Source organism: Runella rosea, assembly GCF_003325355.1.
Classification (GTDB): Bacteria; Bacteroidota; Bacteroidia; order Cytophagales; family Spirosomataceae; genus Runella; species Runella rosea.
In genome coordinates this window covers 2,068,262-2,088,776 of record NZ_CP030850.1, presented here as the reverse complement: position 1 = coordinate 2,088,776, position 20,515 = coordinate 2,068,262, and the positions used below count along the sequence as shown (strand labels likewise).

The window sequence follows — 20,515 nt, the reverse complement described above, 5'->3', positions numbered from 1 at the left end:
TTACATTTTAATAAAAAAACTTACCTTTATTGTATAAATATACGAAACTGATTATGCCGGAAATTAGCCGTTTTTTGGGAATTATTATAAAGATGTTTTTCGATGACCATAATCCGCCGCATTTTCACGTTGAGTATCAAGATTTTAAAGCAATTATTGATATTCGAAAGGCAGAGTTGATGGAAGGCTATTTACCGACAAAACAACTTAAATTGGTACAGGCTTGGGCCGTATTGCATGAAGAGGAACTACTCGAAAATTTCAGTACTTTAGGGCAGGATGTTAAGACTTGGAGAAAAATTGAACCATTAAGCTAATGTTATATTATATCAAAAAAATACTTGAAATTGAGGCGTATACAGTTACTTGCCTTTTCAATACTGGAGAAGTAAGGATGATTGACCTAACTGAAATTGTTCATAAATATCAACGAATAAATGATGGGCTGGTCAGTCAATTAAGCGACAAATCTTACTTTAAAACAGTTGCCTTAGATTCTTATGGAACATTAGTATGGGATAATGGGGTAGATTTTGACCCTGATAATTTGTATAATATGTCAATATCTATTTTACAATCAGCATGAATCAGCTTTATGAAGTGTACTTATATGAAATTAACTTCCAGCCAAGGTTCGAAAACGAGCAAGTGTATTAGAGTTTACCAAAGACTTCATTGTAACGGTTGATTGCTTCAATAGGTGGGTTAAAGAAATGATTTTCTTCTGCCCATTTATTAAAATCTACCTTTTCTTTTAGAACAAAAAGATACTGTAGATTGCAGGTAACTCTATAAGCTGCATCATGATGATAGTCATCATCATGATGCCCCCTCTGTTTTTGGAACTGATAAAAATTATTTACAAGCATAATAGCTTCTTGTTCATTGTACCCAAAATAAGTACCTAAAAACTCAACTACTAACTCAAATAATGCAATTGTTTCTTTATCGGATTTAAAATCGAATTTCATTGAAAATGACGATATTTTATTTTTCCTTCTTTACCCATTTATAAAATTCTTCTCTCGTCATCTTGTGATGAACGACTTCTACTTCATCAATATTTCTGACAATTTTGACTCCTTCATCTATCATTTTATTAATTAATATGGTCAGTATTTCGTCATCTTCAATAATTACAAAACCGAAAGGATCTATTCGATAGATAAAATAACCACATGAGCTGGTTGTTGACAATTCTAATACATAGTTATTCTTATCGGTATTCCACATATCCTCAAACTGCTTCAATCTATCCATAATATTAGTTTTTCATAGCCTTGTGTTTTTCACCACCAGCTAACCGTTTGTTAGCGGTTGTTTATCGAGTGCTTTTGTGTTATAGGAATTTTGGGCTGTTGTTGTTTTTTTCCACCAACAACCAACTGAGGAATTTATTTTCGACCGAATTTAGATAAAACTTCCTTTGTTTGAAAAATTAGCTTCCCTAACTTCGCGAGTACCAAAAGACTTGCTTACAACCCGTCCTATGCAAAATCCTGCCGAACGCATCAATGAGCTTACCGATTTGCTGAACCATTATAATCACCGATATTACCAAGACAGTGTCTCGGAAATCAGTGATTATGAGTTTGATACACTCCTGAAAGAGTTGGCCGAACTGGAAAATCAATATCCCGATTTACGCCGTGAAGATTCTCCTACGCTGCGGGTAGGAGGGGGAATTACGAAAAATTTTGAGACCGTAACGCACCGTTATCCGATGCTTTCGTTGGGTAATACATACAACGAGCAGGATTTGCGGGACTTTGACGAGCGTGTGCAGAAGGGCCTTTATGGCGAAGCCTACGAATACATTTGTGAGTTGAAATTTGACGGTATTTCGCTCAGCATGACCTACGAAAACGGTGTGTTGAAGCGGGCCGTGACGCGCGGCGACGGTACCAGAGGAGATGACATTACGGCTAACGTACGTACAATAAAATCGTTGCCGCTTAAAATAAGCTCACGAACTCAGAATTCGGATTCGCCGCTCACCGCTCACCAATTACCAATCACCAATTTTGAAGTGCGCGGTGAAGGTTTTATGCCGATATCATCGTTTGAGAAACTCAACAAAGATTTAGAGGCGGCCGACGAACCCACCTACGCCAACCCCCGCAATGCGGCATCGGGGGCGTTTAAATTGCAGGATTCGGCGGAGTCGGCGCGGCGAGGATTGGATTGTTATTTGTACGCTTTTTTATCCGATGATGAGGTGTTTGAAACCCACGAACAAAGTCTTCTGACGCTTAAAACATGGGGCTTTAACGTGTCGCCGGGCTGGCGAAAATGCGCCGATATTGATGAAGTACTGGCCTACATTCACGAATGGGAAACCAAGCGACACACATTGCCATTGGCGACGGACGGGATTGTGATTAAAGTAAATTCGATGGCGCAGCAGCGGGAGTTGGGCTTCACGGCCAAAAGTCCACGTTGGGCGATTTCGTTTAAATACAAAGCCGAAAATAAGGCAGGCGTTTTGAAATCAGTTTCGTATCAGGTGGGCCGTACGGGGGCGTTGACGCCCGTAGCCAATTTAGACAATCTCAACGGCGACGGAAAAGGTCTACAACTGTCGGGAACGCGAGTGAAACGCGCTTCGCTGCACAACGCCAACGAAATTGAGCGCTTGGGGTTGATGCTCAACGACGTGGTTTTTGTGGAAAAAGGCGGGGAAATTATTCCCAAAATCACGGGAGTGGACGTGGACGCCCGCTCGAACCGCCTGTTGTCGCCGATTGTTTACCCCACGCATTGCCCCGAATGTGGTACGGAATTGGTGCGAAAAGAAACCGAAGCCAACCATTACTGTCCCAACGAGCGCGGTTGTCCGCCGCAGTTGCGCGGCAAAGTGGAGCATTTTATTCACCGCAAAGCCCTGAATATTGATAGCTTGGGTGAAGGAAAAATTGAATTGTTGTTTGATAAAAACCTTGTTCAGATCCCCGCCGATTTGTATGATTTGACCTACGAAAAACTCTTCGGATTGGAGAAAGTCATAACGGATGAAGAAACGGGCAAAACCAAAAAAATCGGTTTCAAAGAAAAAACCGTTGAAAATATTCTGAAAGGCATTGAACAATCTAAAAATGTTCCTTTCAAACAGGTTCTTTTTGGCATCGGGATTCGGTTTGTGGGCGCAACGGTGGCTGAAAAACTGGCGGCCTACTTTCGTAACATTGACGCGCTGATGGCGGCAGATTTTGAAGCCCTGTGTAACGTACCCGAAATCGGTGGAAAAATAGCCCAAAGCATCGTAGATTATTTTTCGGAGGAGTCTAATCGTGATTATATCGGTCGTTTACGGGCGGCTGGACTACAATTTGAAACCGATGATGTACCCGTAGTGGCTGAATCCAACGCATTGGAAGGTAAAAGTTTTTTGTATACAGGCACTTTTGCGGGCATGACCCGCGAAGAATTGGAAGCCAAAATTGAAGCCAACGGTGGTAAACTGCTCAGTGGTGTATCGGCCAAACTCAATTTTCTGATTGTAGGCGAAAAACCAGGCGCATCCAAAGTTGATAAGGCTACGAAATTGAACGTAAAAATGATTTCAGAGGAGGAGTTTTTAGGGATGTTATCTGTTGATTAATTAAAAAGTTTACTATTTTCTCTTCAAAATTCACCACAAAAAAGTGTATTCTTGCATCCCTATTGCCAGTCAGATCAACCCACATAAAATATGAATCAACGTCTTATATTAAGCAGCCCACTGTTTGAAATCATGGTCAGTCGTTTGTGTCAACAACTCATCGAAAACCATGGAGATTTTGCCGATTCTGCGGTGTTGGGCTTACAGCCGCGCGGAATTTTCTTTGCTGAGCGGGTCGTCACCGAACTGCGTAACATTACGGGCAAAAATATTCCGTTGGGGTATTTGGATGCTACTTTCTATCGCGATGATTTTCGTCGCCGAGAGCAGTTGAAACCCAACGCCACCAAAGTCAATTTTGTGATTGAAGGAAAAAAAGTCATTCTGATTGATGATGTGCTGGCTACGGGGCGCATGGTCCGCGCTGCGCTGGACGCGATGCAAGCGTTTGGGCGCCCGCGCAAGGTGGAGTTGATGGTGCTGATTGACCGTCAGTACAGCCGAGAAATTCCCGTAGAGCCTGATTATACGGGCATGAAAGTCAATACATTGGACACCCAACGTGTGCAGGTAGAATGGCGCGAACAAGGCCATGAAGCTGATCGTATTTGGTTGGTAGATTAAGTCCCAAGCCCTTGGTGGTGTTGTCACCGCTAAGTATAGTACTCCAAGAATGTTTGTGAAAAACATCATATTCACCCGCTTTAGTTGTTTACAGCATGACAAAATTGACCATCGAACAAGCCCAACAGGAAGTAGATAATTGGATAAAAACTTACGGTGTTCGCTATTTTAGCGAACTGACCAACTTGGCTATTTTGACCGAAGAAGTAGGAGAAATGGCTCGCATCATGGCGCGAACGTACGGTGACCAATCGTTCAAAAAGTCAGATTTGGATAAAAATTTAGCCGACGAAATGGCCGATGTGCTTTGGGTGCTGATGTGTCTTGCCAATCAAACGGGCGTAGATTTAACCGAAGCGTTTCAGAAAAACTTGGAAAAAAAGACAAAACGCGACGCCACCCGGCACCTCGAAAATGCTAAGCTGAAACCCAATGACGAATTTAGAAATGAAGAATGACGAATTTGGGGATACCTACATCTTATTTCTGACTTCTGATTACTTACAATCAAGTTCGTACGAATAGACCGTTTCGCGTATTAGGTTGTTGTTTGATTTAACCTTGACTATTCTTAGGGTAGGAACGCGTTTCGTATTGTATTGATATGCCACATCTACACTTTCTTTCAATAGCGTATAATTCAATGGATTACGTTTGCTGTGGGCGCGGCCGTTGAGCATGTTGAGCACTTGCATCCCCTGCGAAAAAGTGTAAATATTCACTTTGTCGTCATGGTCGCCGTATTCGGCTACTAAGCTGTCGGTGGTTCGATTATCATACTTCAATACCCATTTTTTGACATTGGCAGCGGTGTCATATTCCCATTTTGAGGTAACTCCCGTATTGGATTTCATTTCCGAAACCCGTTGATTTTCATTGTTGTATACGAGTTTTAGCGTGTCGTCAATCACGGGGCCAGAGTTGAAAACCCGGAAGGAATAAATACTACTTAAGGTAGTTGAATTGTCGTAGTTTAGCTCATAAATATAACTTCTGTCGCGGGTTTGTAGGTTGGTTTCCCTCAGGCGAATCAAGGTGTTGTCTTTGTTATATTCAAACGTATACCGTTTTGTAATTTGATGAGGGCCACCCGTTGTATATTCGACCATCCTGATAAGTTTGCGGGTTGAATCGTACTCATAGGCGCGGTACAAAACGTTATTGATACGTTCAGAAAGTAAAATGCAGGTGGAAACGGCGGTTGAATCGACGGCTGGGGACACTTCATTTCCTTTGGGACGGCATCCTTTGAAGGTGCCTAAACCAATCAACAAAAGAAGCATTCCCCAATAAATTGTAGATTTATTAAACATATCAATTCAATAATAACGAAGTTAGAGCGTAACAAAATGATGCGGCAAAAAAAATGCCAATTTACTTAAATTAGCTGTTTTGGCCTTCTTTTGAATCAAAATCAATTTTTTTTCAAAAAATACCTTTCGATTAGCGAACTTAATATATTGCAGCAAAAAAAGTGCCTGATTTCTAAAATCCTTTCTTTTATGAATTAACGGTCATTTTTAAAATATTAAGCCATGTCACCCTTTCGTTTTTGTGCTAAGTGCGGAAAGCCCCTTGAAACCGTCCAATTAAACCAACGTGAGCGTTTGATTTGCTCAGAGCGCTGCGGCTATGTTTATTGGGATAACCCACTGCCTGTAGTAGGTGCTATTGTGGAGTACGACAATGACACCGTCATTTTGATTCAGAACAAGGGTTGGCCTGCCGAATGGTTCGGGATTGTGAGTGGTTTTTTGGAAAAGGGAGAGTCGCCCGAAGAAGCAGTGTTGCGCGAAGTAAAAGAGGAAATAGGATTGGATGCCGAAATGGTGGAGCAGGTGGGGGTGTATCCTTTCTTTCAACGAAATGAGCTTATTATCGCCTATCACGTACGCGCTACGGGTGAGATTCGGATGGATGAAAAAGAGCTACAAGCCTATAAAGTGGTCCCAATTGACAAGCTGCGGCCTTGGTCGTTTGGCACTGGAGTAGCCGTGAAGGAATGGCTAGCGAAGAGAAAAGCGGAAACCAGCTTAAATAAAAATTAAAGGATGGTTTTTTCAAATCATAAGATAAAACCTGTATAACGAACGAAGTCGCATTGATCCAATGCGACTTCGTTCGTTATCATTTTATAGAAGGTTATTCTCCTTCTCCCTGCCGGTTAATCCGACTTGCTCCAGTGCTGTTTGATTTGAGATTGGGAATGCGTCCTAGGTTGGCTTTGCTCACGCCTGAGGCTTGCACGTCACCGTTCTGAATGTTCATGCGCTCGGCATCCAATGAACACGCGCCGGCAAGGTCGGCTTCGAGGGTGTTGGCGCTGCCGTGCAATTCAACTTTGGAAGCCCCCGCTACGTCGAGTTCAAGTTTTTTGGCGTCAACATCAATGTACGTTTTGGAAGCCCCAGAAATCTCTACTTTCAACGTACCTAAGTTGTTGAAACCCATTATTTTTCCGAGTGTTGCCCCTGACAAATCAATGGTTTCGATGGTTGGAACGGTAATCGTAATGCCTACGCGCTTGTTGCGTTCAAAAAGTTTGACTTTGCGTCGGTTTTCTACGCGGAGCGTGCCATCTTCTACTTTTACTTCCACGTCGTCCAAATCGGTTTCGCTGCCGTCGGCTATTACTTTATACACGTCTCCTTTTTGAATGGTCACCACAAAAGCGCCGCCTATTCTGACTTTGCTGAAATTGGTTACGTCATATTGCTTCACCATTTCGCCTTTGGCGTCAAACGAGCGGTCAAAAGCTTCGTTCAGGCCAGACTCTATGCCATCGCTGATTTCGTCCATGTCATCGGATTCGTCGTTGTTTCGCGACTCATCACGAACGGAGATAGGACGGTCAAGACAGACAAGCCCTGAATCAGGTTTGATGGCCCAGCGGATATTTTTGAACATTTCTTCGTTGATATCCAAATCATAGTCGTATTGGATTTGATTCCGTACGCCCCAAAAGTGGTCATAGAAATCGCGTGTCATGCGGAAGGTTTTGGCGTACGGGAAGTACAGCGTTAGGCGCACACTCTGCCCCCGGAAACGTGGTGATTTGTCGGAAAGACTGAAATCTTCGTCAAAAACCATCGTAGAATCCGTTTGGTTGATGTTGTATAAAATATTGGAAGCATTGCGCTCGGCATCCTGACGTGAGCGTCCTTGCGAACGGAACCTAAATGCTACTTTGGCATCGGTACTTTCGTAGCCTTCCAAATCCAGTTGTGTATTGTTGTAACCGTCTTCGGAGTTGTCCTCGTGGACGTCCAGCAAAATCGGCGTGGCGGGTAGCTTGTAGGTTTGTTCTTTTTCGACCGTTCCTTCGCGGCGGAAGTTAGCGCCGTATCTGAATCCAAAGATGGTACTTCCCAAAAGGCCCGCCAAAAAGAGTCCGAGCAGGGTTTGCCACACCGCAGGGGTAAATTTATTTTCTTTGGTCAACAACGAGATTCCCAACCAAGCCAGCGTGGCAAAAGGAACCCCAATGGCCAAAAAGGCAAAAATGTAAGCTACGGGAGATACTTCGCCGATGAAGAAATTGAGTGGCATGAGTTCGTTGTCAATTTGCCCAAAGTCCCACGTACCCAATCCGAATACCGCGAAAAGCGCCGTAATCAATCCAAGTAAGGCGCCCGCCCCCGTGATAAACATAATCAGTCCAGCAAAGATGCGCATGATAACCACCAAGAATTTCATCAGGGGAGTTAATCCGCTGAATACCATCGCCACCGCCCGAAAGGGAAACAAAAGTAATTTGGTTGCGATATTTTCTTCTTTTTGTTCAGGCTGAAGGGCTTTCTTGACGTTGGTTTCGATGTTTTCGAGGGTAATGGGTTGCCCTTTCATCTCCATTTTTTCGGTCAAAGTATTGGCTTTCGGCGTAATGAGCCACAGCACGATGTATAAAAGGAGGCCAGTGCCGAAGAACAAAATGCTCAGAACCCAAATAAAACGAACGACTCCTAAGTCAACTCCGAAGTAAGCCGCTACCCCAGCCGCTACCCCGCCCACTACTTTCTGGTCAGGATTTCGGTAAAACTTCTTGATGTTTTTGTCTTCTTCCAGCGCATCGGAACCGGGGAAAGAAACCCAGCAAGCAACGTACAGTAAGAAAGTGAATCCGCTCAATGGACCGAAAAATTCAGCACTGTCGCCACCAAACACGCCACCACTGATGGCAGGAAGCCCCAAAAAGAAAAGCAAGAACAGTAAACGAACGAAAAGCGGGTCAACGTTGAAATGATGGGCGATGCCCGCACACACGCCGCCCAATAATTTGCGCTTCGTATCACGAACGAGCTTACGGGAAGTTGTGGGGGCTGAGGGAGCACTTTTGGGGGCTGCGGGTTCAGGATTTACTGCCGAAGCTTGGCTGAAGCCTGCGGCTGGTTGGCGGCTGGCAGCGGTCTGTGCCGCCAAATCTTCTTCCTCTTCGATGGCTTCAAAGTCAGCCACGGTTCCCATACTTTTGATGAGCTCTTCGACGTCTTCCAGCGCAATCACTTGCGTGTCGGCGGCTTTTTGTCGGTTCAAAAACTTCTCCGCAATTCGCCCTTCGATGTCAGAGATAATCTCTTTGCTATCTTCGTACGACGAAAAGTACTTCTGGATTGAGTTTAGGTAATTTCTTAATTTATCGTAGCCGTCCTCTTCGATATAAAAAATCAGACCGGCGATATTGATGCTGATAGTCTTTTTCATGGCAATGGATGCGTGCGCATCAGTTAACAGTTTTCCTTGATTGTTAAATGTTAGTTGGTTGGCTGTTGCTCATTCTTTGCTCCTAAATCCTGTGTTTTCAACACAATCGTATGAACAGAGTCAGAAAGCTCAATCCAGGTTTTTTGCATTTCTTCCAGAAACTGTTTGCCCATATCAGTCAGTATATAATACTTACGCGGGGGGCCAGAGGAGGATTCTACCCATTTATAATCGAGCAGGCCCGAGTTTTTTAGCCGGGTCAGGAGCGGATAAAGCGTGCCTTCTACGACCATAATCTTGGCGGAGGTCAGTTCATCGAGCATATCGGAGGCGTATACTTCGCCCCGAGAGATGATGTGCATAATGCAGAATTCCAGGATTCCTTTTCGCATTTGCACTTGAGCGTTCTCAATATTCATGCTGTTGTCATGTTTTGGAAATTTTTGATTGAACGTCATGGCTGTAAGAGTTTGGCAGAATAGTCATAAGGTTGTCATTTGTGGTTATGGAGCCGTAATTCTCAACTTCATTTTGCTTGCTTTGCCGTAATTTATTCCTGACAAAACCTGACTAGTTTTTAATTACATGACAACCTCATGACTATTCTATTTACCCGGTACTTGTTTAAAATGGCTGTGTTATAGGTAATCAACAGTACAAAGTTAATGTAAGGTACTTTGCGATGCAAGGTACTTGGCTAATTTTTTAAATTTTATTTTGGAAACGGTAAAAATCAGGGATAAACGGACAAAAAACAGTTTATAGTAAGCCGTTTGCAATTGAGCGCTCATAACCATAAAATTTAATCGTAAATTTGCCATCATTTACTGCCGACTTTTCACTGTAAACTCCCAACTTATCTATGTACTCCGTCAATTTCAAAGAGGTTCTTTCCGTCACGTTGATTTTATTTTCGGTCATTGATATTCTGGGTTCCATCCCTGTCATTATCGACCTCCGAAAAAAAGCGGGAGCCATCAACGCCCGTCGCGCCACGTTGGTTTCCGGCGGAATGATGATTGCGTTTTTGTATTTGGGGAAAGAAATCCTGAAACTATTTGGCGTTGATGTGGCGTCGTTTGCCGTAGCGGGGGCGTTGATATTGTTTTTGATTGGACTAGAAATGATTTTGGGGCGCAATATTTTCAAGCACGATGCCGTACACAGCAACGCTACGTCCATTGTTCCGATTGCGTTTCCGATGATTGCGGGGGCAGGAACGATGACCACGATTTTGTCACTGAAAGCGGCTTATCAGGAAATCAATATCATCATTGCTATTCTTATCAACCTGATTTTTATTTATTTGGTACTGCGCTCATCGGCTTGGATTGAAGGGCAGCTGGGTGTGGCGGGCACCGATGTTTTGCGCAAGATTTTTGGGCTGATTCTAATTGCCATTGCCATCAAACTGTTCCGTAGTTCTATATAGTATCAAGTATTTACGCAGAGGGGTAGGGTAGCAAAGTTGCAGTGCTCGTCTGCGTATTTTAACCCACCGAATTTGGATATTTTTATCGCTTCTTTAGCCGCCTTGTTGGCTGGTTTTGTAGATTCTATTGTGGGCGGCGGCGGCTTGGTGCAGGTCCCCGCGCTTTTTATTTTGTTCCCTCACTTTTCTGTTTCGCAAGTGATTGGTACCAACCGTTTTGCCTCGTTTATGGGCACCAGCGTGGCGGGGTATCAATACGCCCGAAAAGTAGAGGTTCCTTGGCGGGTGGTGCTCATTACCGCGGCGGGTACAGCTGTGATGTCGTTTTTGGGGGCAACCATTGCCAGTCACCTGAAGGCGGAGGTTTTGAAGCCAATTATTTTGTTTTTGATGGCAGCCATCGCGATTTATTCTTATTCCAACAAAACCTTGGGGCATCACGAAAATTTGCCAGTATCTATCGTTCGTCTACAATGGTACGCGCTGCTGATTGGGATGGCGACGGGTTTTTACAACGGGTTTGTGGGGCCTGGCACGGGCAGTTTGTTGGTTTTTGGGTTTGTGAGCGTGATTGGGTATCAATTTCTGCGGGCATCGGCGGTGGCTAAAATCATCAATGTGGTGGCAGATATTGCTTCGCTGGTGTTTTTTATATGGAAAGGATACGTTGAATTTGACATTGCCCTGCCCATGATGGCATGCAATATCATGGGTTCCTATTTGGGCAGCCGTTTGGCTATTTTGCGGGGTAATGCCTTTATCCGTAACATTTTTTTAGTCGTTATTTTCGCCCTAATTCTACGTTTTGGGTACGACGTAGTGAGGCTTTTTTGAGTAAATCAACCTGTTTTTAGCGTCTAAGTAGGGTCAGACGATAGTGGCGCTTTCGGGTCCTTAAACCCGAAAGGATAGCGTATGCTGTGGTTACTCAAAGTCATAGAAATACTTCGTTGTTTATTTTTCTGTTAAAAAATTCAAGAAAGTAGTTGAAAAGTAATAAAAAAGCCTCTATTATTGTGTTGTTTTGACACATTTATGATGAAAAACTACGCCCACTCCACTCGACTTTTGGTGGCCATTGATTGCATCATCTTCGGTTTTGATGGAGAAGAGCTTAAATTATTGTTGATTAAGCGGCGTTTTGAGCCCGAAAAAGGCAAGTGGTCGTTGATGGGAGGATTTGTAAATGAAGAGGAAGATTTGGAGGTGGGAGCCGAACGAATTTTGCATGAATTGACGGGGCTGCACAACATTTACGTAGAGCAATTGCAGACGTTTGGTAAAGTAGACCGTGACCCCGTAGAGCGGACCCTCTCGGTTGTTTTCTTTGCGCTCATCAACATTCATAACCACGATGAGGAATCCGTAAAGTCGCATAGTGCATGTTGGATTAGCCTGAAGCAGATGCCGAAGTTGATTTTTGACCATGAAAAAATGGTTCAAATCGCCCTCGAACGCCTACGCTATAAAGCCGCGTTGCATCCGATTGGATTTGAGTTGTTGCCCGAACAATTTACCATTCCTCAATTACAAAAACTGTACGAAGCCATTTATGATTTGAAACTCGACCGCCGCAATTTCAGTCGCAAGATTCTATCGACGGGACTGTTGTTGGATACGGGTGAGAAAAACGCCAACTCGGCTACCAAAAAGGCGGTTTTGTATCGTTTGAACAAAGAAAAATACGAAAGTAACTTTAATAATTTTTGGTACTTCATGCCAGTAACCACCTAGAAAAACAATGCAGAATCAGTACGTTATTGGAGTAGATTATGGGACCGATTCGGTTCGGGCTTTGGTTGTCAATGCTCATACGGGGGCGGCCGTTGGGACGCACGTTTTTGAATATCCACGCTGGAAAAAAGGTCTTTACTGCGCGCCCGAAATTTCACAATTTCGCCAGCATCCACTCGACTATTTGGAAGGATTGGAAGAATCTATCAAAGGGGCGTTGGCGGGTGTGCCAGAGGAAGTGCGCCAAAATGTCAAAGGAATTTCGGTGGACACAACGGGTTCTACGCCCGTGGCGGTCGATGAAAATGGCACACCGCTCGCGCTGTTACCTGAGTTCTCGGAAAATCCCCACGGAATGTTTATTCTCTGGAAAGACCACACAGCCAACGCCGAGGCCGAAGAAATCAACCAATTGGCGCACCACTGGGATGTGGATTATACCAAATACGTCGGAGGGATTTATTCTTCTGAATGGTATTGGGCTAAGATAATGCGGACGATTCGCGTCGATAGCCAAGTGCGGACGCGGGCGTTTTCGTGGGTGGAGCATTGCGACTGGATTTCGGCGGTCTTGACGGGAGATACCAACCCGCTGACGTTGAAACGCTCACGCTGTGCGGCGGGCCACAAAGCCATGTGGAATGAGGAATTTCAGGGGTTGCCTTCTGAGGAGTTTTTGGTAGAATTAGACCCTCAATTGGCGGGTTTACGCCAACGCTTATTTAAAGATACGTACACGTCTGACGAAGCGATGGGGACAATTTCGGCCGAGTGGGCCACCAAATTGGGCATCCCTGCCGACGTCGTGATTGGCGTTGGAGCTTTTGATGCGCACATGGGGGCGGTGGGGGCCGAGATTGACCCGTACACCTTCGTGCGGGTGATGGGAACATCTACATGCGACATGATTATTGCACCCAATGAAGAAATCGGTCATTTGCTGATTCGGGGTATTTGCGGTCAGGTCGACGGCTCCATCATCCCTGGGATGCTGGGCATGGAAGCGGGCCAATCGGCCTTCGGAGATTTGTACGCATGGTTTCAGCAAGTGATTGTCGAGCCGGTCAAAGCGTTGTTGGGAGAGGAGGCCGCCGCAGAATTACGCAAAAAATTAATCCCTTATTTATCAGAACAGGCGGCCAAACTACCCGTCACCGAAAATGATGTAGTGGCGTTGGATTGGATTAACGGCCGCCGTACGCCCGATGCAAATCACACCTTGAAAGCCACGATTTCGGGGATGAATTTGAGTACTGATGCCGTTAAAATCTTCAAGGCGTTGGTAGAAGCCACTGCCTTTGGCTCAAGGGCGATTGTGGACCGTTTTTATCAAGAAGGCGTTGCCATCAAAAAAGTGATTGGGATTGGCGGTGTAGCCAAAAAATCACCTTTTGTGATGCAAACGCTGGCCGATGTGCTCAATATGCCCATCAAAGTGGCAAGTTCAGACCAAGCCTGTGCCTTAGGAGCGGCCATGTGTGCGTCGGTAGCGGCGAGAATTCATCCCGACATGAAAGCCGCGCAAGAAGCCATGGGGTCAGGTTTTGATGCCGAATACCATCCAAATGCAGATAAAGTGGCGGTTTATCAAAGTTTATATCAGAAATATCAAAGTTTAGGAAACTATATAGAACAATATGCTTAAAAAATTTGAAGTCTGGTTTGTTACGGGCAGCCAGCATTTGTACGGTGAAGAAACACTTCGCCAAGTGGATGAACACTCCCAAATTATTGCTGATTCGTTGAACGATTCTCCGCAAATTCCGGTGCGGGTGGTGTTTAAACCTGTGGTTAAAACACCCGACGAAATCTACGCGATTTGTCAGGAAGCCAACGTGGCCCCCAATTGCGTCGGAATTGTGGCATGGATGCATACGTTTTCGCCCGCCAAAATGTGGATTCGGGGCCTGAATTGTCTCCAAAAACCACTGTTGCACCTTCATACGCAGTTCAACCGTGATATTCCATTCAACGACATTGATATGGACTTCATGAATCTCAACCAATCGGCACACGGCGACCGGGAGTTTGGGTTCATCATGTCGCGGATGCGCTTGAGTCGTAAAGTAGTGGTAGGACACTGGCAACAGGCTGATGTACTCCAAAAAATCAACGTCTGGAGTAGGGTAGCGGCGGCCAAGTACGAAATGCAAACCATGAAAGTGGTGCGTTTTGGCGATAATATGCGGCAAGTAGCAGTTACCGACGGCGACAAAGTAGCGGCTGAAATGACCTTTGGGTTTTCGGTCAATACCCACGGCGTCGGGGATTTGGTGAAGTACATCAACCAAATTTCGGAAGCCGATATTTTTACGTTGATGCAGGAATATGAAGATACTTACGAGCTGATGGATTCACTGCGCAACGGCGGTTTTATGCGTCAGTCGTTGGTAGAAGCAGCACGAATTGAGTTAGGATTGAAAGCATTTTTGGAAGAGGGCGATTTTGCTGCCTATACCAATACCTTCGAAGATTTGCACGGAATGCGCCAGCTCCCGGGCATCGGCTCGCAGCGTATGATGGCAGCGGGCTACGGCTACGGCGGCGAAGGTGACTGGAAAACGTCGGCGATGGTGCGTGCGCTGAAAGTGATGGCGAGCGGTATGGAAGGCGGCAACTCGTTCATGGAAGATTATACCTACCATTTTGACCCCGCCAATCCGATGGTACTCGGCTCGCACATGCTCGAAATCTGCCCGTCGATTGCGCAGGGAGCCGTAAAATGTGAAGTCCATCCGCTTGGCATTGGTGGTAAAGAAGACCCCGTTAGATTAGTATTTAATGCTGCACCTGGACCGGCGCTCAATGTGTCGCTGATTGACATGGGCAACCGTTTTCGTTTGTTGGTCAACGAAGTAGAAGCCGTTGAAGTCACCGAAACGTTTCCCAAACTTCCCACGGCAAGGGCACTTTGGAAACCACAGCCAAGCATGGAAGTCGGTTTGCAGGCTTGGATTTTGGCAGGCGGCGCCCACCACACCGTATACAGCCAAAACCTGACGACTGAATACCTCGAAGATTTTGCAGAGATGTTTGGCGTAGAATTGGTGGTGATTGATAAAAACACCAGTATTCGGCAGTTGAAGAATGAGTTGCGTTGGAGTGATGCAACGTTTAAATAAAACTATTTTGTCACGCTGAAAGCGTCTAAACCCTCTTTTACGATGAGACATTTTCTAAAAAGCGCAGGTATCATTTTCCTGCTGACGTCAAGCACGGTCTTTGCCCAAAACAAAGTAACCTTAAGTGGTGATCTGGGAAAACATACCATCAATCGGCATATCTACGGGCATTTTGCCGAACACCTTGGTAAGTGCATCTACGGGGGTTTTTATGTAGGAGAAAATAACACAAAAATTCCGAACAAAGATGGAGTTCGTATGGATGTGGTCGAAGCGTTGAAAAAGATGAAAATTCCCAATCTTCGTTGGCCGGGAGGCTGTTTTGCCGATACCTACCAATGGAAAGACGGCATTGGCCCCAAAGCCAATCGCCCTAAAATCGTAAATGTGTGGTGGGGAAATGTGACGGAAGACAACAGTTTTGGTACGCACGATTTTCTGAATATGTGCGAGTTGATTGGTACAGAGCCTTATTTGGCAGGAAACGTAGGTAGTGGAACGGTAAAGGATTTATCAGATTGGGTACAGTATGTCAATTTCAAAGGCGTGAGTCCAATGTCTGATTTACGGGCAAAAAATGGCCGCGAAAACCCGTGGAAAGTACGCTATTGGGGCGTTGGAAACGAAGCCTGGGGCTGCGGCGGCAACATGAAACCCGATTACTACGCCAATATTTACCGTCAGTACGCTACCTTTATGAATGCGTCGTTTGAAAACAACGAACGTCTGTTTAGGATTGCTTCGGGAGCTAGTGACAACGACTATAATTGGACAGAAACGCTTATGCGGGAGATTCCGCACAATATGCTTGAAGGAATAGCGATGCACCATTATTCGGTGATTGACTGGAAGCACAAAGGCCCTTCTACTACGTTCACTGAAGAGTTGTATTTCAAAACCATGAAAGAAGCGCTCTTGATGGATGAGCTTGTTAAACGTCACAGCACCATCATGGACAAATATGACCCTGCGAAGAAAGTAGCGTTGGTCGTCGATGAATGGGGTGGTTGGTATGATGTGGAGCCAGGCACCAATCCAGGCTTTTTGTTCCAGCAAAATACCATGCGCGATGCCGTTTTGGCAGGGGCTACACTCAATATTTTCCATAAATATTGCGAACGTGTTCGTATGGCCAATTTGGCCCAGGTTGTCAATGTACTGCAATCGGTGATTTTGACCAACGAAGAAAAAATGATTTTGACCCCGACCTATCACGTATTGGAAATGTACAACGTCCATCAAGACGCGACGATGTTGCCCGTGGAGGTTCAGTCAAATGATTACACGTTTGGCAATGAAAAATTACCCGCGATTTCGGTTTCTGCATCACGCGATAAAAATGGTGCAGTTCATGTCTCATTGGTCAACATTGACCCGAATAAAGCGCAGGATATTACCATCAATGTCACAGGGGTAAATGCCTCGGGCGTAACAGGCCGTATCTTGACCTCGGGCAAAGTGCAGGACTACAATACCTTTGAAAACCCCGGTAAAATTCAACCAGCGGTATTTGGAGGAGCAAGCCTGAAAAACAATGTGTTGACGGTCAAATTGCCACCCGTATCGGTGGTTGTGTTGGAGTTAAAATAGCGCAATCGCCCCAACGGTTGCAGAAATATAAAAACTATGTATAAATCATTACAACAAGAATGCTACGAAGCCAATATGCAGCTGCCCAAGTTGGGATTGGTGCTGTTTACGTTTGGTAATGTCAGCGCCGTGGATAGAGAGAAGGCCGTTTTTGCCATCAAGCCTAGCGGCGTGCCGTATGAATCACTGAAGCCCGAAGATATCGTCATCATGGATTACGATGCCAAGGTGGTGGAAGGGAAAATGCGTCCTTCTTCGGATACCAAAACCCACGCGTTGCTCTACAAGACTTGGGAAGACATTGGTGGTATCACGCACACGCACAGCACCTACGCCGTAGCCTGGGCGCAGGCAGGAATTGATATTCCTATCTTCGGCACTACCCACGCTGACCATACGCACCAAGACATTCCGTGTGCGCCCGTATTGTCGGACGAAATGATTCAGGGGGATTATGAGTACGAAACGGGAAATCAAATCTTTGGTGTATTTGACGCCCGTAAATTGTCGCACAAGGAAATGGAAATGGTACTGCTGCAAAATCACGGGCCTTTTACGTGGGGTAAGACCGCCGAGAAGTCGGTGTACAACGCGGCGGTACTGGAAGAAGTGGCCCGTATGGCGTACCTGACGCTGCAAATCAATCCCCATACGCCACGCATTAAAGACACGTTGCGTATGAAACATTTTGAACGCAAACACGGCAAAAATGCCTATTACGGGCAAGGATGTTAAACAACTTTGTCATTCGGGAGGAATCTATTTTTTCGACCCTTTTAGATTCCTCCGGAATGAAAAAAAAAGCTTTATTTTAATTCCTACAAACTCTCTCCTTCTCATGACCCTTGGACTTGAAACCCTTGATTACGTTATCTTCCTCATTTATTTTGTGATTGTGTCGAGCTACGGCTATTGGGTATATAAACACAAAGGCAAACAGACCGCCGATTCCAAAGACTTTTTTCTAGCCGAAGGCTCTCTTACTTGGTGGGCTATCGGGGCTTCCATTATTGCTTCCAATATCTCGGCTGAGCAGTTTATTGGCATGAGCGGACAAGCCTTTCAGTTGGGCATTGCCATTTCGGTCTATGAATTGTTGGGCGGTGTAGCGCTCATTATCGTGGCCGTGTATTTTCTACCGATGTACCTCAACAACAAGATTTACACCATGCCGCAATTTCTCGCCAAACGCTACAATGAGCGGCTGGCGACGATTATGGCGGTGTTTTGGCTGTTTTTGTACATTTTCGTCAACCTTACGTCCATTATTTACCTTGGCGCTTTGAGTTTAGAAAAAATGACGGGCTTCGCCTTCATGCCCTGCGCTATCTTCTTGACTACGTTTGCCGTCATCATCACCCTTGGCGGGATGAAAGTAATCGGCTATACCGACGTGATTCAGGTGGTTTGTTTGATTTTCGGTGGTTTGGCTACCACGTATCTGGCCTTGGATTTACTTTCCGACAAAGTCGGTACAGGTTCGGGGGTGTTGGAAGGATTGAGCCTGATTCGAGAAAAAGCCGACAGTCACCTGCACATGATTTTTACGCCCGGTCAGTACCAAGTTCACGACGGACGTGGTGGGTTTATCGACGCCTACAATCAGTTGCCGGGTATCATGATGTTTATCATCGGCGGGCAGTGGGTCAACAACCTAAACTACTTTGGCTGTAACCAATACATGACCCAACGCGCGCTTGGCGCTGACATCAATACGGCCCGTAATGGTGTACTGTTTGCGGCATTTCTGAAAATGATGATGCCGTTTATCGTGGTTTTGCCCGGTTTGGCGGCTTACGTGTTGTTTCAAGAAAATGCCGATGCGTCGATTGTCAACGGCATTACCCAAAACGGTATTGTGAAGCCCGATAATGCGTACCCAGTATTGCTGAATTTACTCCCAGTAGGCTTAAAAGGCTTGGCTTTCGCGGCCCTGACGGCGGCGATTGTAGCGAGTTTAGCAGGAAAAGCCAACAGTATATCGACCATTTACATGCTTGATATTCACAATAAATTTTTCAACAAAAACCTAACCGAAAAACAAACCGTTTGGACTGGGCGCGTGGCCATTGTCGTGGCCTTTATCATTGCGCTGATGGTGAGTCCATTATTAGCCAATTTCGGACAGGCATTTGAGTATATTCAGGTGTACACGGGCTACATTTCGCCGGGGATTTTGAGTATTTTCTTATTGGGCTTCTTCTGGAAAAAAGCGACCGCCAACGGTGCTTTGGCGGCGGCGGTGTTGAGTATTGCGTTGTCGGCGGTGATTGAAAATTTGTATCCTGCCTTCCCGTTCCTCAACCGCATGGGCGTGGTATTTTGGATTTGTTCGGCCGTACACGTAGCCATAAGCTTGTCGCAATCCAAAGGTAAAAATCAACCTAACGCCTTTGAGGTGCGCCCCGAATGGTTCAAAGTCACGCCTACATTCCGCTACGGTGCCATTGCGGTAGTGGCTACGTTTAGTTTGATTTACTGGATTTTCTGGTAGGGAATACTTTCAAATAAAATTCAACGGAGGGGGTAGCTGATGAAGCTACCTCTTTTTGTTTTATCAATATATTTGTTGAATAAATCATCATTAAAAACAGAAAAGTTGGGCATTATTATGATGGCGAGCAGTGTTGTAGTGTACGTTCTTGAGGTAAGGTTTGATTATAATGGCAAAGAAGATGCTCTGTATCCCGTTATTTTAAAGAACGAATACCAAATGATATTGGTAGATTGTGGTTATGCTGGATTTATGTCGCTCATTGAAGATGCGGCCCAGAAACAGGGCCTATCACTTCAAGAACTGACGGGCGTTTTTATCACCCATCACGACATCGACCATTTTGGTGGCTTGGCGGAGCTGAAAAATCGCTACCCTGCCTTGGCCGTATATTCGCCTGTCATTGAAGCTCCTTATATCAGTGGTAAAGAAAAATCGGTACGTTTAATGCAGGCTGAAAGCTTGTTTGAGTCCTTGCCAGAAGACCAAAAGCCAGGGGCTTTGTATTTTCAGGAGATGTTGAAAAATGTTCAAAGTGTTGAGGTGGATGCCGTGTTTACGGAAGATGACACGTTTATGGATGGCGTGAAAATTATAAATACTCCTGGCCACATGCCGGGGCATGTGTCGCTTTACGTACCAGAAAGCCAGACGCTCATTGCGGCAGATGCGCTGGTAATTGAGCATGATGAATTTGAAATCGCCAATCCCGCTTTTACCCTAGATTTAGGGGCTGCGGTGGAGTCAGTAAAAAAAATAAAGCGTTTGGAAGTCAAGCGGATGATTTGTTATCATGGCGGTATTACGGAAGAGGGAATTGAGGCGAAATTGGCAAGATTAATATCTAGGTATCCGCGCCCATCATTTCTCTGAAAGTCAGGCCTGAAGGTTTTTGGCCCACTCACTCCACACTTTTATCCTGCTCATGAATCGTTTCGATGAGTTTTTGCAGGGCGGCGTGCCGCTCAGGGGTGCTTTTTTGTATGAATGCAGAGTCAGGTTTCGGCATTTTAGTAGAGAAATGAATAATTATGGTAATCCGAAGTATTGAAATTTATTGATTATCAGTATGTTGTTTATTGGGTTGCAGGAGAGGTGATTTCTTTTATTTTTTACTATAGGAGGTGGTTTTTGTGTTTGAAGGTATTGCTTCTTAATGATGAATAGAGTGGGTGGAGAAATATGGGCCCTTTGAGGATAATTTTTAAAAAATAAGT

The 20,515-nt window shown here is 45.1% G+C and carries 20 protein-coding genes; 15 read left to right on the top strand and 5 right to left on the bottom strand.

The genetic code is table 11. The annotated features are described in order from the left end of the window. The first annotated feature begins 53 nt into the window (after positions 1-53). Positions 54-317 (top strand): DUF4160 domain-containing protein, encoded by a 264-nt coding sequence (locus tag DR864_RS08935; protein ID WP_114066634.1) that lies wholly within the window; start codon positions 54-56, stop codon positions 315-317. Then, entirely contained in the window at positions 317-586 is a 270-nt protein-coding gene (locus tag DR864_RS08930; protein ID WP_114066633.1) for a DUF2442 domain-containing protein, read from the top strand. The genes DR864_RS08935 and DR864_RS08930 overlap by 1 nt, the downstream gene beginning before the upstream one ends. A 67-nt stretch (positions 587-653) precedes the next feature. Here the strand turns inward: DR864_RS08930 and DR864_RS08925 are convergent, their stop codons facing one another. Together DR864_RS08925 and DR864_RS08920 are read right to left on the bottom strand one after the other, a co-directional pair. Next, positions 654-971: a hypothetical protein gene (locus DR864_RS08925; protein ID WP_114066632.1), complete on the bottom strand. Its 318-nt coding sequence runs from the start codon at positions 969-971 to the stop codon at positions 654-656. Between the two features lie 16 nt (positions 972-987). Continuing rightward, positions 988-1,260 carry a hypothetical protein gene (locus DR864_RS08920; protein WP_162793664.1) on the bottom strand — a complete coding sequence of 91 codons (273 nt, stop codon included), beginning with the start codon at positions 1,258-1,260 and terminating at the stop codon, positions 988-990. A 229-nt stretch (positions 1,261-1,489) separates the two neighbouring features. Here DR864_RS08920 and ligA point away from each other — a divergent pair, with 229 nt between their 5' ends. From ligA to DR864_RS08905, 3 genes are all read left to right on the top strand, one after another. Continuing rightward, the gene (gene ligA / locus DR864_RS08915; protein WP_114070218.1) at positions 1,490-3,601 is read left to right on the top strand and encodes an NAD-dependent DNA ligase LigA; all 2,112 of its coding nucleotides are present in this window, start codon (positions 1,490-1,492) and stop codon (positions 3,599-3,601) included. A 90-nt stretch (positions 3,602-3,691) separates the two neighbouring features. Further along, positions 3,692-4,225: a bifunctional pyr operon transcriptional regulator/uracil phosphoribosyltransferase PyrR gene (gene pyrR, locus DR864_RS08910; RefSeq protein ID WP_114066630.1), complete on the top strand. Its 534-nt coding sequence runs from the start codon at positions 3,692-3,694 to the stop codon at positions 4,223-4,225. A 104-nt stretch (positions 4,226-4,329) separates the two neighbouring features. Then, entirely contained in the window at positions 4,330-4,683 is a 354-nt protein-coding gene (locus tag DR864_RS08905) for a nucleotide pyrophosphohydrolase (RefSeq protein WP_114070217.1), read from the top strand. Between the two features lie 39 nt (positions 4,684-4,722). Here the strand turns inward: DR864_RS08905 and DR864_RS08900 are convergent, their stop codons facing one another. Further along, complete coding sequence (locus DR864_RS08900; protein WP_114066629.1) at positions 4,723-5,538, bottom strand: hypothetical protein; 816 nt, start codon at positions 5,536-5,538, stop codon at positions 4,723-4,725. Between the two features lie 222 nt (positions 5,539-5,760). Here DR864_RS08900 and DR864_RS08895 point away from each other — a divergent pair, with 222 nt between their 5' ends. Beyond that, complete coding sequence (locus tag DR864_RS08895; protein ID WP_114066628.1) at positions 5,761-6,273, top strand: NUDIX domain-containing protein; 513 nt, start codon at positions 5,761-5,763, stop codon at positions 6,271-6,273. 94 nt (positions 6,274-6,367) lie between these two features. Here the strand turns inward: DR864_RS08895 and DR864_RS08890 are convergent, their stop codons facing one another. After that, the gene (locus tag DR864_RS08890) at positions 6,368-8,926 is read right to left on the bottom strand and encodes a PspC domain-containing protein (protein ID WP_114066627.1); all 2,559 of its coding nucleotides are present in this window, start codon (positions 8,924-8,926) and stop codon (positions 6,368-6,370) included. A 50-nt stretch (positions 8,927-8,976) separates the two neighbouring features. Then, positions 8,977-9,345, bottom strand: a complete 369-nt coding sequence (locus DR864_RS08885) for a PadR family transcriptional regulator (protein ID WP_114070216.1) — start codon at positions 9,343-9,345, stop codon at positions 8,977-8,979. Positions 9,346-9,788: 443 nt separating this feature from the next. On the opposite strand from DR864_RS08885, the gene DR864_RS08880 reads away from it, so the two are divergent. The 9 genes from DR864_RS08880 to DR864_RS08840 all read left to right on the top strand — a co-directional run bounded on the left by DR864_RS08880 (position 9,789) and on the right by DR864_RS08840 (position 20,171). Beyond that, positions 9,789-10,358, top strand: a complete 570-nt coding sequence (locus DR864_RS08880) for a MarC family protein (RefSeq protein ID WP_114066626.1) — start codon at positions 9,789-9,791, stop codon at positions 10,356-10,358. A gap of 72 nt (positions 10,359-10,430) precedes the next feature. After that, positions 10,431-11,192, top strand: coding sequence for a sulfite exporter TauE/SafE family protein (locus DR864_RS08875; RefSeq protein ID WP_229599548.1), 762 nt, complete (start codon positions 10,431-10,433; stop codon positions 11,190-11,192). A gap of 204 nt (positions 11,193-11,396) precedes the next feature. After that, positions 11,397-12,092: an NUDIX hydrolase gene (locus DR864_RS08870; RefSeq protein ID WP_114066625.1), complete on the top strand. Its 696-nt coding sequence runs from the start codon at positions 11,397-11,399 to the stop codon at positions 12,090-12,092. A gap of 7 nt (positions 12,093-12,099) precedes the next feature. Continuing rightward, positions 12,100-13,737: a ribulokinase gene (locus tag DR864_RS08865; RefSeq protein WP_114066624.1), complete on the top strand. Its 1,638-nt coding sequence runs from the start codon at positions 12,100-12,102 to the stop codon at positions 13,735-13,737. Continuing rightward, entirely contained in the window at positions 13,730-15,214 is a 1,485-nt protein-coding gene (gene araA / locus DR864_RS08860) for an L-arabinose isomerase (protein ID WP_114066623.1), read from the top strand. The genes DR864_RS08865 and araA overlap by 8 nt, the downstream gene beginning before the upstream one ends. A 42-nt stretch (positions 15,215-15,256) precedes the next feature. Beyond that, complete coding sequence (locus tag DR864_RS08855; protein WP_114066622.1) at positions 15,257-16,804, top strand: alpha-N-arabinofuranosidase; 1,548 nt, start codon at positions 15,257-15,259, stop codon at positions 16,802-16,804. A gap of 36 nt (positions 16,805-16,840) precedes the next feature. Beyond that, the gene (locus DR864_RS08850; protein WP_114066621.1) at positions 16,841-17,539 is read left to right on the top strand and encodes an L-ribulose-5-phosphate 4-epimerase; all 699 of its coding nucleotides are present in this window, start codon (positions 16,841-16,843) and stop codon (positions 17,537-17,539) included. 103 nt (positions 17,540-17,642) lie between these two features. Beyond that, positions 17,643-19,298, top strand: a complete 1,656-nt coding sequence (locus DR864_RS08845) for a sodium/sugar symporter (protein WP_114070214.1) — start codon at positions 17,643-17,645, stop codon at positions 19,296-19,298. A 39-nt stretch (positions 19,299-19,337) separates the two neighbouring features. Then, positions 19,338-20,171, top strand: a complete 834-nt coding sequence (locus tag DR864_RS08840; RefSeq protein ID WP_114066620.1) for an MBL fold metallo-hydrolase — start codon at positions 19,338-19,340, stop codon at positions 20,169-20,171. Positions 20,172-20,515: the final 344 nt, after the last annotated feature.

Excerpts from the sequence above, each read along its gene's own strand:
- DR864_RS08850 (WP_114066621.1), top strand. The coding sequence starts at position 16,841 with ATGTATAAATCATTACAACAAGAATGCTACGAAGCCAATATGCAGCTG.
- DR864_RS08930 (WP_114066633.1), top strand. The coding sequence starts at position 317 with ATGTTATATTATATCAAAAAAATACTTGAAATTGAGGCGTATACAGTT.
- DR864_RS08845 (WP_114070214.1), top strand. The coding sequence starts at position 17,643 with ATGACCCTTGGACTTGAAACCCTTGATTACGTTATCTTCCTCATTTAT.
- DR864_RS08925 (WP_114066632.1), bottom strand. The coding sequence starts at position 971 with ATGAAATTCGATTTTAAATCCGATAAAGAAACAATTGCATTATTTGAG.
- DR864_RS08880 (WP_114066626.1), top strand. The coding sequence starts at position 9,789 with ATGTACTCCGTCAATTTCAAAGAGGTTCTTTCCGTCACGTTGATTTTA.
- DR864_RS08885 (WP_114070216.1), bottom strand. The coding sequence starts at position 9,345 with ATGAATATTGAGAACGCTCAAGTGCAAATGCGAAAAGGAATCCTGGAA.
- DR864_RS08855 (WP_114066622.1), top strand. The coding sequence starts at position 15,257 with ATGAGACATTTTCTAAAAAGCGCAGGTATCATTTTCCTGCTGACGTCA.
- DR864_RS08865 (WP_114066624.1), top strand. The coding sequence starts at position 12,100 with ATGCAGAATCAGTACGTTATTGGAGTAGATTATGGGACCGATTCGGTT.
- pyrR (WP_114066630.1), top strand. The coding sequence starts at position 3,692 with ATGAATCAACGTCTTATATTAAGCAGCCCACTGTTTGAAATCATGGTC.
- DR864_RS08900 (WP_114066629.1), bottom strand. The coding sequence starts at position 5,538 with ATGTTTAATAAATCTACAATTTATTGGGGAATGCTTCTTTTGTTGATT.
- DR864_RS08935 (WP_114066634.1), top strand. The coding sequence starts at position 54 with ATGCCGGAAATTAGCCGTTTTTTGGGAATTATTATAAAGATGTTTTTC.
- DR864_RS08920 (WP_162793664.1), bottom strand. The coding sequence starts at position 1,260 with ATGGATAGATTGAAGCAGTTTGAGGATATGTGGAATACCGATAAGAAT.
- ligA (WP_114070218.1), top strand. The coding sequence starts at position 1,490 with ATGCAAAATCCTGCCGAACGCATCAATGAGCTTACCGATTTGCTGAAC.
- DR864_RS08895 (WP_114066628.1), top strand. The coding sequence starts at position 5,761 with ATGTCACCCTTTCGTTTTTGTGCTAAGTGCGGAAAGCCCCTTGAAACC.
- DR864_RS08870 (WP_114066625.1), top strand. The coding sequence starts at position 11,397 with ATGAAAAACTACGCCCACTCCACTCGACTTTTGGTGGCCATTGATTGC.
- araA (WP_114066623.1), top strand. The coding sequence starts at position 13,730 with ATGCTTAAAAAATTTGAAGTCTGGTTTGTTACGGGCAGCCAGCATTTG.
- DR864_RS08890 (WP_114066627.1), bottom strand. The coding sequence starts at position 8,926 with ATGAAAAAGACTATCAGCATCAATATCGCCGGTCTGATTTTTTATATC.
- DR864_RS08840 (WP_114066620.1), top strand. The coding sequence starts at position 19,338 with ATGAAGCTACCTCTTTTTGTTTTATCAATATATTTGTTGAATAAATCA.